Source organism: Capnocytophaga sp. G1920 (assembly GCF_051417515.1).
Map to the genome: position 1 here is coordinate 129,798 of NZ_JBPRKH010000003.1, position 16,210 is coordinate 146,007.

15 protein-coding genes and 1 pseudogene are annotated in these 16,210 nt (G+C 40.1%); 5 read left to right on the plus strand and 11 right to left on the minus strand.

The window, feature by feature from the left end; translation table 11 throughout:
• Positions 1-2: 2 nt before the first annotated feature.
• Genes ACSQ7D_RS03365 through ACSQ7D_RS03380 form a run of 4 tightly spaced genes read left to right on the plus strand, consistent with a single transcriptional unit; the run spans position 3 to position 5,760 of the window.
• Entirely contained in the window at positions 3-1,661 is a 1,659-nt protein-coding gene (locus ACSQ7D_RS03365) for a SusD/RagB family nutrient-binding outer membrane lipoprotein (protein ID WP_437135379.1), read from the plus strand.
• A gap of 18 nt (positions 1,662-1,679) precedes the next feature.
• A complete protein-coding gene (locus ACSQ7D_RS03370; protein WP_437135380.1) occupies positions 1,680-3,038 on the plus strand; it encodes a hypothetical protein in 1,359 nt (452 codons plus the stop codon).
• 12 nt (positions 3,039-3,050) lie between these two features.
• The gene (locus ACSQ7D_RS03375; protein ID WP_437135381.1) at positions 3,051-4,310 is read left to right on the plus strand and encodes a DUF1735 and LamG domain-containing protein; all 1,260 of its coding nucleotides are present in this window, start codon (positions 3,051-3,053) and stop codon (positions 4,308-4,310) included.
• A 52-nt stretch (positions 4,311-4,362) separates the two neighbouring features.
• Complete coding sequence (locus ACSQ7D_RS03380; RefSeq protein ID WP_437135382.1) at positions 4,363-5,760, plus strand: DUF1735 domain-containing protein; 1,398 nt, start codon at positions 4,363-4,365, stop codon at positions 5,758-5,760.
• A 98-nt stretch (positions 5,761-5,858) separates the two neighbouring features.
• Here the strand turns inward: ACSQ7D_RS03380 and ACSQ7D_RS03385 are convergent, their stop codons facing one another.
• From ACSQ7D_RS03385 to ACSQ7D_RS03415, 7 genes and pseudogenes are all read right to left on the minus strand, one after another.
• Positions 5,859-7,907, minus strand: a complete 2,049-nt coding sequence (locus tag ACSQ7D_RS03385) for a S9 family peptidase (protein ID WP_437135383.1) — start codon at positions 7,905-7,907, stop codon at positions 5,859-5,861.
• Positions 7,900-9,924: a glycoside hydrolase family 65 protein gene (locus tag ACSQ7D_RS03390; protein ID WP_437135384.1), complete on the minus strand. Its 2,025-nt coding sequence runs from the start codon at positions 9,922-9,924 to the stop codon at positions 7,900-7,902. The genes ACSQ7D_RS03385 and ACSQ7D_RS03390 overlap by 8 nt, the downstream gene beginning before the upstream one ends.
• A 2-nt stretch (positions 9,925-9,926) precedes the next feature.
• Positions 9,927-12,029, minus strand: coding sequence for a glycoside hydrolase family 97 protein (locus tag ACSQ7D_RS03395; protein ID WP_437135385.1), 2,103 nt, complete (start codon positions 12,027-12,029; stop codon positions 9,927-9,929).
• 24 nt (positions 12,030-12,053) lie between these two features.
• Positions 12,054-12,485, minus strand: a complete 432-nt coding sequence (gene ruvX / locus ACSQ7D_RS03400) for a Holliday junction resolvase RuvX (RefSeq protein WP_009422551.1) — start codon at positions 12,483-12,485, stop codon at positions 12,054-12,056.
• 2 nt (positions 12,486-12,487) lie between these two features.
• On the minus strand, positions 12,488-13,300 hold the full coding sequence (locus tag ACSQ7D_RS03405) for a M48 family metallopeptidase (RefSeq protein ID WP_437135386.1): 813 nt from the start codon (positions 13,298-13,300) through the stop codon (positions 12,488-12,490).
• On the minus strand, positions 13,300-13,731 hold the full coding sequence (locus ACSQ7D_RS03410; protein WP_009422620.1) for a hypothetical protein: 432 nt from the start codon (positions 13,729-13,731) through the stop codon (positions 13,300-13,302). Before ACSQ7D_RS03410 ends, ACSQ7D_RS03405 begins: the two co-directional genes overlap by 1 nt.
• Positions 13,728-13,967 (minus strand): annotated as a pseudogene (locus tag ACSQ7D_RS03415) (DUF2752 domain-containing protein); the annotation flags it as partial. The pseudogene ACSQ7D_RS03415 and the gene ACSQ7D_RS03410, both read right to left, overlap by 4 nt.
• Between ACSQ7D_RS03415 and ACSQ7D_RS03420 the strand changes: the two are divergent.
• Positions 13,888-14,055, plus strand: a complete 168-nt coding sequence (locus tag ACSQ7D_RS03420; protein ID WP_009417661.1) for a hypothetical protein — start codon at positions 13,888-13,890, stop codon at positions 14,053-14,055. The pseudogene ACSQ7D_RS03415 and the gene ACSQ7D_RS03420 overlap by 80 nt on opposite strands.
• Positions 14,056-14,135: 80 nt before the next feature.
• Here ACSQ7D_RS03420 and ACSQ7D_RS03425 read toward each other — a convergent pair whose 3' ends face one another.
• The 4 genes from ACSQ7D_RS03425 to ACSQ7D_RS03440 form a co-directional block, all read right to left on the minus strand.
• The gene (locus ACSQ7D_RS03425) at positions 14,136-14,477 is read right to left on the minus strand and encodes a TM2 domain-containing protein (RefSeq protein ID WP_009417595.1); all 342 of its coding nucleotides are present in this window, start codon (positions 14,475-14,477) and stop codon (positions 14,136-14,138) included.
• Between the two features lie 709 nt (positions 14,478-15,186).
• Positions 15,187-15,570 (minus strand): hypothetical protein, encoded by a 384-nt coding sequence (locus tag ACSQ7D_RS03430; protein ID WP_437135387.1) that lies wholly within the window; start codon positions 15,568-15,570, stop codon positions 15,187-15,189.
• On the minus strand, positions 15,560-15,802 hold the full coding sequence (locus tag ACSQ7D_RS03435; RefSeq protein ID WP_082315870.1) for an AtpZ/AtpI family protein: 243 nt from the start codon (positions 15,800-15,802) through the stop codon (positions 15,560-15,562). The genes ACSQ7D_RS03430 and ACSQ7D_RS03435 overlap by 11 nt, the downstream gene beginning before the upstream one ends.
• On the minus strand, positions 15,753-16,199 hold the full coding sequence (locus ACSQ7D_RS03440; protein ID WP_002675467.1) for a bactofilin family protein: 447 nt from the start codon (positions 16,197-16,199) through the stop codon (positions 15,753-15,755). The genes ACSQ7D_RS03435 and ACSQ7D_RS03440 overlap by 50 nt, the downstream gene beginning before the upstream one ends.
• Positions 16,200-16,210: the final 11 nt, after the last annotated feature.

A 16,210-nucleotide genomic window follows, 5' to 3' on the forward strand; every position in this document is an offset into this window, starting at 1 on the left:
CAATGAAAATATTCAATAAAAATATAGCAGTTGTAGCATTATCAGGTATATTACTCGGCGCTTGTACTAAAGATTTTGCCGATGTAAATACTAATAAAACACAACCTACCGATGAAGATATCAATCGTGGTGGCTATGCCTCTGGTGGATATTTTACCGAGCTGGTACAACGCCCGATCCCTACAGGAGTAGGTGTTGGCCCTGCTAACGACTATCAAGTAGTACAAAATATGAGTACTGATAACTGGGTAGGTTACTTCTCTCCAGGGCGTAATCACTGGGATAATGGTAATAACCAAACCAGTTACTATGTGTCCGACTTCCGTGCCAATGGTACTTTCTCTACACTTATTACAAAAGTGATGAACCCTTATTTTGAGATTAAAAACCGCTTGCACAATGTCCAAACTGTAAATGGTAAATTGGTGTATACCCCTAAAGATTTGACAAGCCAAGCTGCTTATTCTTTAGCACAAATCGTAAAAATAATGGCTATGCATCGCGCTACCGACCTCTTTGGTCCTATCCCTTATAGCGATATGGAACCTGGTAAAATCAAAGCTAAATACGATAGCCAAGAAAAAGTTTACAAATCTTTCTTAAAAGAATTAGACGATGCAGTAACCATACTCAACCAATATGGAGCTAACAACAAAGTGTTAGAAAACTTCGACCCTGTGTACCAAGGTGATACTGCTAAATGGATACGCTTAGCCAATTCATTGATGTTGCGCTTAGCAATGCGCGTACGCTTTGCCGACCAAGCGCTCGCTCAACAATATGTAATCAAAGCTACTACGAATCCTGGTGGACTTATTGAAGACGATTCTCAAGCAGGTAAGTTAGTAACCTCTAGTAAATATATTTTCGACCATTCCTTGGTAACTATGTTAGGTTATGGAGAGCTTAAAATGGGCGCGACTATCTATTCTTATCTAAAAGGATATAACGACCCTCGTATGGCTAAATACTTTACCAAAGCAACTGCCGATACTCAAACCTCCGATTTCTACGCTGTACGCTCTGGTATCGACCCTACCACCGATGTAGCTGTCTACAAAAACTTCTCAGTACCTACTGTAGTACAAACTACTCCTACCTATTGGTTGCGCGCTTCCGAAGTACAATTCTTACTCGCCGAAGCTGCTTTGATAGGATGGTATACTAACGATACTGCCGAAAATTTGTACAAAAAAGGTATTGAAGTATCTTTCGCCGAAAATGGTTTAACTGCTGCTCAAGCGCAAAGCTATTACAATAGCAGCGCTCAACCCGCTAACTATGCCGACCCTAAAAACTCTGTTTACAACATCAGTGCAGCGAGCACTATTGATAAAAAATGGCTCACCAGCGGTAGTACTGAAGACCATTTAGAGCAAATTATCACTCAAAAATACCTCGCTAACTATCCTAATGGTTTCGAGTCTTGGAGTGAATGGCGTCGTACGGGCTACCCTCGTATGTTTACAGCCGCTTTAAACAGAACCAATGTAGGAGTGCAAAATATCCCTGCTTCTGGTAAAGATTTCGGTATGCGTCGTTTCCCATTCCCTGAAAATGAATTTAAACAAAACAGAGAAAACGTTACAGTTGCTCAAAGCCTCTTAGGTGGTACTGATAACGCTGCTACTAACGTATGGTGGGACAAAAAAACTAAATAAATTTAAAAGTAAAATACGATGAAAAAATTTGTATACACACTATTAGCCCTTACTATCGGACTTACAAGCTGTAGTAAGTGGACAGAAACAGAGTCGAATGCCGAAGATTTTGAAAGAGCGGCATTAGAGGACTTAAAGAACAAAAGAGACGCTGCCAAATGGCTTGCTGAAGCTGAACGTACTGAAGAGAACAAAAAAGCTCTTGAAGCCTATTGGGCTCAGCTCCGCGAGTACAAACAAAAAGCGTGGCTCAATACAGGTGAAGCAGGCGGACAGGTGCCTATGGTATATTTTTGGTTTGATGGGCCTACTTGGCAACCTGTAAAAGGCATTGCACGTGGCTGGTTACAAGCTGTACCCGACTCGATAGTAGCGCTTTCTATTTGGGGAGGTACTAATATGCGCCCCGAAACTCTAACCGCTAATCACAAAAAAGATATTGAGGTTTTCCACAAAAAGGGAGGCTCTATCTTAATGTGCTGGCAAACTCCAAGTGTAGGTTTAGGCTTACCCGCTACCAAAGAAGGAGTGTCAGGTAGTCAAGACTTTCATAACAAATATCCTTATGCTGAATGCTATAACCAATGGCCTGAAATCTATGCTCGTGAATTAGCACGCTATATCATCGCTATGGATTTTGATGGTTATGACGTAGACTGGGAAACTTGTGGGAACCATAATCAAAATCTTACAGGAGAAGAACAGAAAAAACAAACTCCATTAATGGTAGATTGGGGTAATGAGAATAGTAATATAGCTAAATTTGTAAAAGAAATGGCTAAATACTTTGGTCCTATAGGAGCAGATCATGCTGTAAAAACTCAAGCAGAACGCGAAGCTAATCTTAAAGCGTTATTTACCGCTTCTACTTCAGGATTCCACCCTAAAGAAGCTGAATATATTAATAGTTTCAAATCTTATTTGCCAGCTAACTATCTTACCAAACGTTACTATTTCTGTGCCGATGTGCCCTGTCACGTAGCAGCAATTTTCCATAATCACTTTACTACTTATTTTGATAAACACTTTTTACAAGACTATAATGTTAATGGGGTAGGAAATCATATTGAACATTTAGGAGGTGTTTACTACAACTCTACCTCAGCTAATTATCAAGCAGGTAAATTTAATGTAATGATAGGAAAAGGAAAAGCTGTAAAAAATAAAGAAATATGGGGTTTAGGAGCATACCACGGACAAAGTGATTACGCTGTTACTAATGAAAGTGACCCTCACTTCAAAAAATATCTCCAAGATAATAATATTACTCGCAAGTATTTGCACTACGCTTGGACTCGTGAAGCGATCCGCATTGCTAATCCTCGCCCTGATTACTCAGGCTATAAAGAAATGGAACCTACAATCATTCTCCCTTAAAAAATTATTACAATGAAAAATACAATCATAAAGTTAGCGAGTGTAGCCCTTTTCTTAGGGCTCACCGCTTGTCAAGAAAAGTTAGACAACGACAATAGTAACAGTCTCGGAAACCTTTCAGCGGTGTATATGAACGACAACAATGTCAATGTGAGCTTTGCCAAGTCTACTGAATCAGGTAGCACTAAGTTTGAAATCCGTATGTCTAACCTCAGAGAGCGCAATGAAACCATCACCATTGCTGCTACCGATTTTTTCCCTGAATACAACGAGAAAAACACCACTAATTACAAAATGTTACCTGTCTCTGAGTACGAATTGTATGAAGAAGGTAATACTACCAATAAATCTACTAATGGTAGTTTGAATATCACTCTAAAAGCTGGACAAACAGCTGTACAAGTGGGAGTGAAAGTACGCCCTTTAAATGATGATACCTTCCCTTTAGGCATAAAATACGCTATCCCATTGCGTATCGTCTCTGCTTCTTTGCCTATTCTTTCTAATAAAGATGTGGTAATAAGCCTTAGTCGTCCGTTCAAAACTTCAGTAGCCAAAATTAAACAAGGCTATGGTTTAGGAGTGAAAGTAGCCGACAATATTCAAGGAAATGATGAATTTACCGTACAAGGAATGTTCTTGTTTGAAGAATTTCACTCCTATAATAATACCAATGTAAATATGTCACTTTTCCAAGGCGAAATGTTACCTTATACCCGTATAGATGCTGGTAAAATACAGGTGAAAAACGGTGGTGGAGATAGCCCCGACGATTGGGCAGAATCTAAAGATATTGCTGTAGGAAAATGGGTACAAATTACCTTCACCTATAAAGACTCTTTCCTTAAATTGTATATCAATGGTAAACTTATTAAAACTTATCAACGCCCTAGCTTAAAAGTATCTCCTGGTATGCGTATCAATATCGAAAATACCCAAACCTCTTACTCTGCGAATCGTTATTTCCGCGAGTTTAGATTGTGGAACAGAGTTCTTACCGATGCTGAGATTGTAGATGGTTTATACTTGCCTGTTGATCCAACTAGTAAAGGTTTGGTAGCCTACTTGCCTATCACCAAAAAAGACGGCTTTAAAGATATGAGCAAGTACAATAATACCACTATCTATAGAAAAGGTACTTCTTCCTATAATACAGGAGAACAAGATGGTGATTCGTATGTAAAAGATATTGATGAAGCTACCTTTACTCCTACGATAGAATGGAAAGAGAATGTAAAATTCCCATCTGAAATCTTAGATACAGAAGATTAGTAATAACAATGAGGCTATACTGTAAAGAAATAGCTTCTAAAAAATAAACACAATGAAAAAAATAATATTCAATAGTTTAACAGTCGCTTTCTGTTTTTCACTATTAGTATCTTGTAAAAAAGACGAGATTACTGTCGAAAAAAACGATAGCACTACTTGGGAAATTGATAAAAAAATAGAAGACAATGATATTCGTACCCAATTAGGGTATGACCCTCGTCTTAACTATATTTATCTCAGACCCACTGTTGCCGATCTGCCAATGCTCTCTTTTGGTAATGTAACTATTAATAGAAACTATACCAAAGAAGTAGAAGTAAGACTACTTGACAAACCTTATGATAAGGATATTCAAGTATCATTTGCTTACGATGCATCAGCTTACGACAAAGTAAAAGCTAATTATTCAGGTTTTGAATTAGGTGATGCTAACCTTGTTCAGTTGAGCGAAGCTACCAAAACCCTTAGCAAAGGTGAAACTTCTGTTACTTTCACGCTTACTATTAGCAATAACTCTAATTTTAACAAAAAAGTTATTTTGCCTTACGCCTTAAAAGTAACCGATAGCGGTCTTACACTTCCTAAAGGGAAAGATGTATTTGTACTAAAAGTCTTCCCTGAAGAAATAAAAATCACTGCTGAATCTAAAGTTGTTTCCAAACTTTTAGGCTACTACAATGGTAGTGTTTATATAGGGAATAGTGATAAGGAAGTCGCTTTCACTATAAAGAGTAGCTATGAACTCCCAACAGGACTTAAAGTAGCCTTAGTGCGCGATGATAGTGCTGTGCTAAGTGGTAGAATCCTCGCGCCTGCAGGAGTTGAAGGAACTCTCCCCGAAGATAATTTCGATGCGTTAAGTAAAAAACTTACTTTCAATCTAAATGAAGATTCTTTTACTAATAAGGGAGAATACGCATTACCTCTCAAATATGTAGTAAAAGATGCTTCAGGCAATGAACAAGAATTGAGTAATAACAAACTCTTTGTGAATTTCGACATTAAAGAGTTAGTCTCATCAAATGATAATGTAGAAGTGGGCACTCAACCATCAGGTAAAATAATAGATAGAAAAGGTATTATCGCTTCTTATTATGGAGACATATATTACTCTCCAAGATTTCTATTAGATGGAGATGAAAATACCTATTCTTATGTGAGAGATGGCGCTTATTATTACTTTACTTTTCCTAAAGTAAGACTTATAAAATCAGTAGTATTGAAACCTATATCAGGGAACCAAGTGAAAAATATATCAGCGTATGCTGGTATGACACAAGGAAGTGAGCAATATCAAGGAACTATAACTTATAACGGTAGTGGTGATATTGTAATAACCTTTAAAAAAGCTATTCCTCTTATACGTCTATCAGTAGGAAACTTTGTTAATGATGAAAACGCTTCCTCTTATTGGATGGGATTCTCTGAAATTAATTTCTACGAAGAGTAGTAAAAATTAAATAAAATACTATTCTACTTTTAATAGAGTAGTATCCTTTATAAAAAGGAATGTTTACTAAACATTCCTTTTTCTGTTTATCTATTTTCCTATAATTCCAATAAAAAAGCGTATTCTTTTGCAGTTTCTTTTAAGGCTTCAAAGCGTCCTGAGGCACCGCCGTGACCAGCTTCCATATTGGTGTCTAAATATAGCGGATGGTCGTCGGTTTTGAGTTCTCGCAGTTTGGCTACCCATTTGGCGGGCTCCCAGTACTGTACTTGTGAGTCGTGCAAACCGGTACTCACGTACATTGCTGGATAGGCTTGGGCTCGCACTTGGTCGTAAGGCGAATAGGAGAGCATATAATTGTAATATTTCTCGTTATTAGGATTCCCCCACTCGTCGTATTCGCCCGTAGTGAGCGGAATACTGTCGTCGAGCATTGTGGTTACCACATCTACAAAAGGTACAGAGGCGATAATGCCTTTATACAATTGTGGTGCCATATTCACTACGGCACCCATTAACAAACCTCCAGCCGAGCCACCTTCGGCAAATAGATGTTCGGGAGAGGTGTAGCCTTCGGCGATGAGAAACTGAGAACAAGCGATAAAATCGGTAAATGTGTTTTTCTTTTTGAGGAGTTTGCCATCTTCATACCATTGGCGACCTAAATATTCTCCCCCGCGGATATGTGCAATAGCATAGATAAAACCGCGGTCTAACAAGCTCAAACGAGTGGTAGAAAAATAAGGATTGATGGTTACTCCGTACGAGCCATAACCATACAACAACAAAGGATTTTGCCAGTTTTTCACTATGTCTTTGCGGTAGATGAGCGAAATAGGGACTTTCACTCCGTCGGGGGCAGTTGCCCAAAGACGTTCTTCTATATAATTATCTTTGTTGAAGTTCCCGCCTAATACTTCTTGTTCTTTTAGTAGGCGCTCTTCGCCAGTGCGCATATTATATTCTATAATAGAAGCAGGAGTTGCCAATGATTGGTAGTTGTAGCGGAGCCATTCGGTGTTGAAATCTATATTTTGGGTAGTATAGGCGGTATAAGTTTCGCTATCAAAGGGGAGGTAATGCGTTTTTGAGCCATCCCACGAGCGTATTTGTATACGTTCTAAGCCGTTGTACACTTCTTCGACTACTAAGAAATCTTTAAAAATCTCGATATCGTTGAGGCGTACTTCGGGACGATGGGCTATTACCTCTTCCCAATGCTCGGAAGTTGTAGCACTTTCGGGGGTACGCATCAGTTTGAAGTTGGTCGCACCGTCTTTATTGGTGAGAATATAAAAATACTCCTCATAATGAGCTATATCGTATTCCAAGCCTCGTGTGCGGGGTTGGAATACTTTGAAAGCCTCGAGAGGGGTATTGGCGTTTAAGATTTGATATTCAGATGTAAGGGTACTCTCGCTACCTATCACAAGGTATTTGCGAGACTTTTCGCGGTAGACGAACACATCAAAAATATCGTCTTTTTCGTGGAAAATCAGTACATCGTCTTTGGGGTCAGTGCCTAAAATATGGCGGTATACTTTGAAAGAGCGCAGGGTTTGGATGTTGTTTTTCACGTAGAAAATGGTACGATTATCGGCTGCCCAAATCGCTTGTCCGTTTGTATTTTTGATTTTATAGGGCAGTATTTCACCTGTGCTGAGGTTCTTGATTTGCAGTGTATATTGCCGGCGAGATACCGTATCCACCCCAAAAACTGCCCACTGATTGTCGTCGCTTATGGCAAAGCTATCGAGGTGAAAGTAGGCTTTGCCTTTAGCCATTGTATTACAATCGAAAAGAATTTCTTCGGGAGCATCAAGCGTTTCTTTGTAGCGCACATAAATAGGGTAATCCTTACCTTCTTCATAACGAGTTTGATACCAATAACCGTTGTAGCAATAAGGCACAGAACTATCGTTCTCTTTGATGCGGCTTTTCATTTCGGCAAAGAGCGTTTCTTGCAAAGGTTTGGTGTGTGCTGTTTGCGCCTGATAGTAGGCGTTTTCGGCTTCTAAATAAGCAATAACATCAGGATTTTCGCGCTCACGCAGCCAATAGTAATTATCGGTGCGTTCTTTTCCAAATTCGTTGAATATATGAGGTATTTGTTTGGCTTTAGGGGGGTGTGATTGAGGTTTATTCATTTGATATGATATATGTTTTTTTGTCAATTCCGATGCCTTTTAAAGTGATTTTTTTCCAATGAGAGGGCATTACAGTTTTTAGTTGTTGTACACCTTTTTCTTCGGATATATCTAAGCCTCCAAATCCCATCATCACCGTTTGTAGTACGCCACCTGCTCCAGTGAGGAAATAAGGAGTCTTACCATTTTTGGTTTCCGCCATTACTCTAAAAGGAGGCAAGAGGTTAGGGTGGTAGGCTTCGGTGAAATACTTATAAGCCTTTTCGCGGTCGCCCAATCGGCTGTATAAGAGAGAGAATATAGCTTGTGTCATAGCAGGGGTATCGTTGTAAGGCACTTTGTCTTTGTAATACTCTAAATCTTTGCGTATTTGCTTTTTGTCGGTAATTACTTTTAACGGATAAGCTAATAGATTTACATCAGCTTGTTTGATGAATTGCCCCGTATAGCTATCGTGTTCACGAGTTACGCCATTATCCATTGTGCTGAAAACGAGCTGTTCGGCTATGGTTTTCCACTGTGGGTTAGCTTTTATGCCTAATACTTTAGCAGCAGCAGTAGTGTAGAGCAAATTCAGTTTGGCAGCCGCATTGGTATAGGCGTTGTTATCTACATTTTCAGCCCATTCATCGGCACATACTACGTTTTTAATTTGATAGGGAGCTTGTTCACTCACTCGGCTTTGCCAAAAAGTAGCAGTACTTTCTAAAATGGGGTAGCCTATGCGGCGCAACCACTCTTTATCCTTAGTTACACAATAGTAATTCCAAACCGCTATGGCTACATCGGCAGTAATGTGATGCTCGTAAGTGCCTGTGAGTGCCCACACAGGGGTATCTTCTTCTCCTGAAGCGGCACTTTCCCAAGGAAACATAGCACCTTGATAACCGTGCAACGCAGCGTTGTGTTTGGCGCGTTCTAACCTTTGATAGCGATAGTTGAGGAGGTTTTTAGCTATTTCGGGTTGCAATAATAGCAAAGGGGGATACATCCACATTTCGGTATCCCAAAAAATGTGTCCCATATACCCTGTGTGGCTTAACCCATAAGGAGAAAGAGAAAAGGAATGGAGCTCACTTACCGAAGCGTATAAGTGGTATAACATATTGTGGATGTCCTGATTAGCTTGATCATCACCCTCAATCTCAATGTTGCTTTCCCAGAGTTTTGCCCACTGTTTGTTATGTCCTGCAAGTAGCGCCTCGTGTCCTTGCAAGAAAGCATAAGTACAGAGTCTTTCGGCTTGGTTGTAAGGGTCGGCAGAGTGCTGAGAGGTTATTAGGTTGCCAATTAGTGAGAAAGAATAGGTTTCGCCTGCTTTTAGCTTATGAGTAAATTGCATTAGGTGACTGTTATAATCCCTCATTTCGTGCAATATTTGAGGAGCGTTACCGTATTTTTTATCGAAAAGAAAAGCGTTGCTTACTGCTACTTTGGCATTCTCTGCTGGTGTTTGAGCCACCGTAGTGAGCAATGGGATATGAGCGTGAGGCGGGTTGATTTCATTGAAGTAGTTTTGAGGGTTGCGGAAGCCCTCGGGAGTGGTTAGAATGTTCTCTGCCAGAAGCGTAATATCGCGCAAAGGGGTAATACTGATGTCTAACAGCAAGGTGTGAGGCAAGTGCCTTAAAGCATAATAAGTGTAGGACACCTTAGCTTTGTTTTTAAAGCTGAAGTGCCCTGTGAATGCCCCATTGCGCAACTCTAATTCTTGAGTAAAATCACTAACGGAATGAGTGTTGATATCCTCGTAATCAATAGCTATTCGCAGTTGTAATGGATTGATATTAGGCATAGCCGAAACTACCCTACTTTTGCTGTAATCGTACAGCCCTGCTATGATTACTTGGTCTATTTGTAGAGGTACAGCAGAAGAACGCATTCCTATCATTCCATTGCCTATTGTAACCCCGTAATAGTTAGTGGGGTCGATGCTCTCTGCTTTGAGCACCCACGGGTCTTGGGCATTTGCCGAAATGCAAAGAATAAGGTTGAGAAGGAAAAAGAATTGTTTCATAATCACTTAATGCTTATAGCCAAACCTCCACTGGGGGCAAGGCGTTGTTTGAGTTTGGTTTTGTGAGTTACTTTCATTGTTTTGATGGAGTAACTTTTGGGGTTGGTACGCCAGTCAGCATTTTTGCCATCGGTGTAGAGGGTAGCGGTATAGGTTTTTCCTTTGGGTAGAAAACTAAAATCGACGAGAGCTTCACGAGCGTTTTCATCGGTGATAGCACCCACGAACCACTCATTTTTACCTTTGGCTTTTCGGGCAATGGTGATGTAATCACCAGGTTCGGCTTCTAAAATGTAAGTATTATCCCAGTCGGCTGCTACATCTTTGATAAATTGGAAAGCATCGAGGTGTTTTTCGTAGTTCTCAGGTAAGTCGGCTGCCATTTGCAAGGGACTATACATTGTTACGTAGAGCGCTAATTGCTTCACAAGGGTAGTGCTGAGTTTGGCTTTGTTGTTGCCATATCGGCTCAAATCGCCTTCAAAAATACCAGGGGTATAGTCCATAGCGCCACCCATTAAGCGGGTGAAGGGGAGGATAGTAGTATGTTCGGGGCGATTGCCGTTGAACGATTCAAATTCGGTGCCGCGTGCACTCTCTTGGGCTACCCAGTTAGGGTAAGTACGGCTCATACCAGTAGGTCGCACCGCCTCGTGAGAATTGACCATTATGCGGTACTTAGTAGCGGTTTCGGCTACATAGTTGTAGTGGTTTACCATCCATTGTCCGTCGTGGTATTCGCTGCGCGGAATGATATGTCCAACATAACCTGTTTTCACGGCGTCGTAACCGTTGTCTTTCATAAAGCGGAAAGCCTCGTGCAGGTGGCGTTCGTAATCAACTACTGAGGAGGTAGTTTCGTGGTGCATAATCAGTTTTACTCCTTTGGCAGCGGCGTATTGGTGTAGTGCTTGTACATCAAAATCGGGGTAGGCTTTGGTAAAGCTGTAGATGCGCTCTTTGTCGTAAGCATAATTATCTTCCCAGCCCTCGTTCCAACCTTCCACAAGAACGGCATCAAAACCGTGCTGAGCGGCAAAATCGATGTATTGTTTTACGTGCTCGGTATTAGCACCGTGATGTCCGTTAGGTTTTAGTTTTGTATAATCGGTAACGCCAATGGTAATATCGCGGTCATCGGAGTAAGCCCACGTACTGCCGCCTCCTATGAAATACTCCCACCAAACACCTATGTATTTAGTAGGGTGAATCCAAGAGGTATCGGCGATTTTACAGGGTTCGTTGAGGTTGAGGATAAGGTTAGAAGCTAAAATATCACGGGCATCATCGCTTACTACTATCGTGCGCCACGGCGTTACGCTACCCGTTTGAATATAGCCTTTTACCCCATTCTTATCGGGGACTAAATGAGCTGATAACTGATGTTTGGTAGCACTGACGTTGAGCATCATTGAAGGGTAATTCACCAAAGCCGCCTCGTGCAGATTGATGTATAATCCATCATTTGATTTGAGCATCAAAGGCGTTTGTACGGCTACATTGGGAGTAGGTGCTTTGGCAGCCAAAGGTTCTTCGCGCACTTTATCTATAAGTTTTGGAATTTCCGAAATGGCAGAAGTGGTTATAGGGAACTCGTTGGTATCATAATCGGCAGGAATCCAGAAGGCTTTGTGGTTACCCGAAAGTTGAAAAGTAGAAAGTTCTTCTTGAATTCTAAAGTGACGGAAATTGTTTTGCACGGGGAACTCATAGCGGAAACCTAAACCGTCGTTGAACAAGCGAAAGCGCAAGTGCAATTGTCGTCCGTTGTTTTTCTGAGTGAGACGGACAAACATTTCTTTGTGATGGTCGCGAATCTCTTTGTTTTCGCCCAATACGGGTTGCCATACACTATTAGCTTCAGCAAATTGAACATCTGTGATTTCAAAATTGCTGTTGAAATCCTCCTTTTGGTTGATTACAAACCCCAGAGCACTCTCACTGATGACTGTTTTGCCTTTGAAAGTTAAGGCATAAGTAGGCGTACCTTTTTCATTAAGCCGAAATGAGAGTTTGAGGTTCCCATTAGGAGATAAAAGGGTTTGTGCAAAAAGAAGAGGCGCAGCACACAACATACATACAATAGTGATAATAAACTTTTTCATTGGTTAAATATTTTTATCGTGATTTTATCTTTTACTTGACCACTCATTGGCTCTCCCTGAAAGAAATTCCTGTAAGATAATTGTAGCGCTTATTTCATCTATCAATGCTTTGTTTTGACGTTGTTTCTTTTTAAGTCCGCTATCAATCATTGTTTGGAAAGCAAGTTTGGAGGTAAACCGCTCGTCTTGACGGTGGATAGGTATCTCTGGAAACTCCTGTTGTAACTTACTGATAAACTTTTGTATCTCAGCCTCTACGCTGGAATCCTCGTTGTTGAGTCGTTTAGGTTGCCCAATCACAAAGGCTTCTACGGCTTCCTCGGCAGTATATTGTTTTAGGAAAGCCAGTAGGGTAGGGGTTTCTACTGTGCAAAGCCCCGAAGCGATGATTTGCAAAGGGTCGGTTACAGCAATTCCTGTGCGTTTGGTTCCGTAGTCTATAGCTAAGAGTCGCATAATTATTCTTCCTCTATGATTTCCTTAAATGTTTCCCAAGTAGATGAAGAAATAACAGGCTTGTAGTTAGTTTGCTGTTTACCGATATTTTGAAGCAAATACTCTTTCCTATCCTTTGGGAAAGGGTGAGTGCTTACCCATTTAAATGCCGAAGGTGGAGTATTTTTATCATCTATTACCCCTATAAACTCAGCAAAAGGTTTAGGGTCTATCTTCGCATTTTGTATATAGGTAAGTCCCACAAGGTCGGCTTCTTTTTCCATATTTCGGTTAAAAGCACTCGAAGACACGATTCTGCCTACTTCTGTAATCATCGAAAGGTCTGACCGCCCCGAAATAATAGCAAACAAAGTGCCTATCCCTAATTCTCTTACAAGCGACTGCATTACGTGATCTTTTTCAATATGCGCCAGCTCGTGCCCAATCACCCCACAAAGGGCTTCTGGGCTTGAGGTCTTTTTTACAAGTCCTGTATAAATCATCAGCTGGTGATTAGGCAAAGCAAAAGCATTTATCTCTTCACTATCTAATAAGTACACTTTCAGCTCCTTCCGGTCGATGTTATTAGCATCACATATTTTGGTCACCATACTGTCGATAGTCGCTACTGCAAGGCTATCGTCTACCACCGAGTTTCTGCTCGTGAAGTCCTCAAACATCATTTCACCCAGCTTCACCTCTATTTTCTTCACATATTCATTCCTTATCAGCGGGTTAATCTTAAAAATCCCCAACCAGTTTACTTGTTGCAGTAAAAACCAACCGCCAAAGAAAACACACAGTAAAATAGAGCCTCTTGATATTACTTTATTCATTATTTTTTCACTATTAAATCTACAATATCACCGTAAAACCACCACGATAAATGTTCGCCCTTGCGTATCTTTATGGCAGAATAAAACGTGCCTATAATTTCATAGACATTAAAGATAAAGGCAATAATCAGCCAAGCAATATAAGCATTAGTTACTAAATTGCTCCCCAATACTATTGATACAGTCCACCAGAAAGTAGTGGTGTTTACAAAAAATAAGAAGAGTTGTGAAACGAAGGCTTGATAACAATGCCAACGCACAAAATAAGAACCTTTGCGATGTGCCACCAGAAAGAATATGGTAGCCAGTAGATTGATAATAGGCAAAGGCATTCCCGCCATAATAGCCACTATCGACATTATATAGCTATTGGCAGCGCGCTCTTTGTCACCATCGCTGATGCGTTCGTTTAATTGTTTAGATTCTATCATAAACCTTTATAAATATTCCAAATCCAGTTCAGTACTATGAGAATAAAAAAGGGAATATACACGTAAGGGTGTTTAAAGAATTGTTCAAACTTTATGTAAGCTCCCTGCAAAGTAGTTTTCTTTCTGCATAAATCATAAAGTAACCATAACGGAGTAATGATAAGTAATACCGATGCCAATACCCCAAGCGGATTGGTTAGTAACGCCTCTCCCCAGTGTCCTTCAAAAAAAGCCTCAACCGACCGCGTGGTACCACACGACGGACAGGGGTACCCCGTAACATTCTTTATTGCACAAACAGTAACCCCTATGTCCTGCCCGTGAAAAACATAGTGGCTAAGTAGCCACCCCCAACAGGCAAGACATAGGAGTGTGATGAATGTATAGAACTTTTTAGTCGTCAATTAGTAACTAAGTGCTGAAGCTAATAATTCCGCATTTTTGTCTCTTGTAGCGTCCATAATTAGGAACCAGTCCACAATCGTCCAAATACCCAAACCACCACAAGTAAGCAATTTACCAACTCCCATACCTACATCGCCTATGTAGAAACGGTCAATGCCCAAATGTCCTGCAAAAATAGAAATGAGGAGAGAAGTAGTAGGGTCTTTAAACTGTATCGTTTGTAGCATTACCCATTTTGATTCGTCCAAAGAAAGAAGCTTTTCACGAATTTGAGGAACGATTTCAGGTCTGAAAAATTTACCATTAGTTACGATAAACATATCCACTTTTTGTGCATCCATAGTGTGTAAAATTATGAAATTAAAATTATGGTGCAATATTACAGCATTTTTTTGATATTGCCTAATATTTTAACAAAAAAAGTTATACTTCTGATTCAAATTCACAAATAGTGTCTTTAACAAGGTGTTTTCCCACAAAATTGCCACACTCGGTCTCTATTTTCCCCTTATCTTACTATCGTCTTGCCTTCATCATTCGCCTCTCGTCCTTCGTTATTTGTTCCTTTTTCCGTCGCTACCTTCCCCTTCTTCGAGGTAGCCAGCGATAGCTGGGTATGTGTAAGGGGGAGGTTATCTCCTAGTGCCTATGGTCTAAGGTCTATCACCTCTTCCTCTTTCTTTCGTCTCGAAACCCCGTTTTTAGCATTTTTAGCCTTGTTGTATTACACTATTAATCAATTATTTGCATACCCTTTCTATACCAATCGTCCAAGATTCGTATAAGCTTCCTATAAGCTCTCTATAAGCTAACCCCACCCATCTCATAGCCTTTTCTCATCAAAAACCCTCCCAACTCACTTTTTATATTTTTCGTTTTCCTCCGATAACTCAGACCAGTCCGATTTGTCCGACAAGTCAGACCTCTCAAAAAACTATTTTTATCACTACTCATTTTCTCATTTTCTCATTCTCTCATTTCCAAATTTCCTAATTCTCTCATTTGCTAATTTCCAAATTTTTTAATTTTCTACCCGCCATACGGCTCCACTTATTTTATCAACCGAATCGCTAATACAGCCTCTATGGTTGTGAAATAAAGAGAGGGCAATAAGATGAAGAACATTTCGTATAAAGGTGAAGGACTTACAGTTTTTACCAGCGGAAGTGAGAGAATTACTACGGCTACAAAACGCAATACAAAGCCCGCCATAAAAGCAAAAGCAGTGTGCTGTTTGCGTCTTTTGTTTACGATGAAGATAATACTAAATAAGAAGAAAGATAAACCACAATGGAAGATGAGCAAGGTATTTAGCGAATAATACAAACTAATACCCTCTGTGTTTACGCAATAATCGTACAGCCAAAAGAGTCCTACCCCTCCGGCAATAAGCAATAATAAATATTTTACAAACAGGAGTATGTTACTCTTCATCGCTCATCTGTTGGGCTTTCTTAATTACTGAATACATAGCTCCAAATACCCCAAAAAGCGAACATACCACTGTCCATAGAGAGTACTCATTAGGAAATTTACCATCTAACCAAACACCAAAAAAGCTACAAATGGCTATGGTAATAGCCATTTGTAGCCCTATTTGTGAAAAGGTAATCCACTTATTTAGGTGGTTGTTTTTCGGCTGTAAGTGGTGCTTGTGGTTTTTCATTGATAGTAAAGCTGTTTTTGCCTCCTTTCATCGAGCAAGAAACGTTAAATACCGCTCCTGGTTCTATAGAAAGCTTATCTACGTACACTTCGCCTTCTACAACTGCAGTAGATTTTAAACTTAAAATACTACTCACTTTGAGGGTACCTGTTATTTTACCTTCAATATCGGCGTTTTCGCAAATCACAGTGCCTTTTATCACACCGGTTCTGCCTACTACTAGTTTACCTGAAGTTTGGAAAGTTCCTTCCACTTCACCATCAATTCTAAAATCAGATTTTGAATTGATTTCTCCTTTGAATTTTGTTTCAGTAACAATACGGTTGCTACTTCCTGTGGGATTTTCTGCTGCCATAATAATCTTTTTATTATCTCTCTCTTTATTAAATATAGCCATTTGTATTTCTA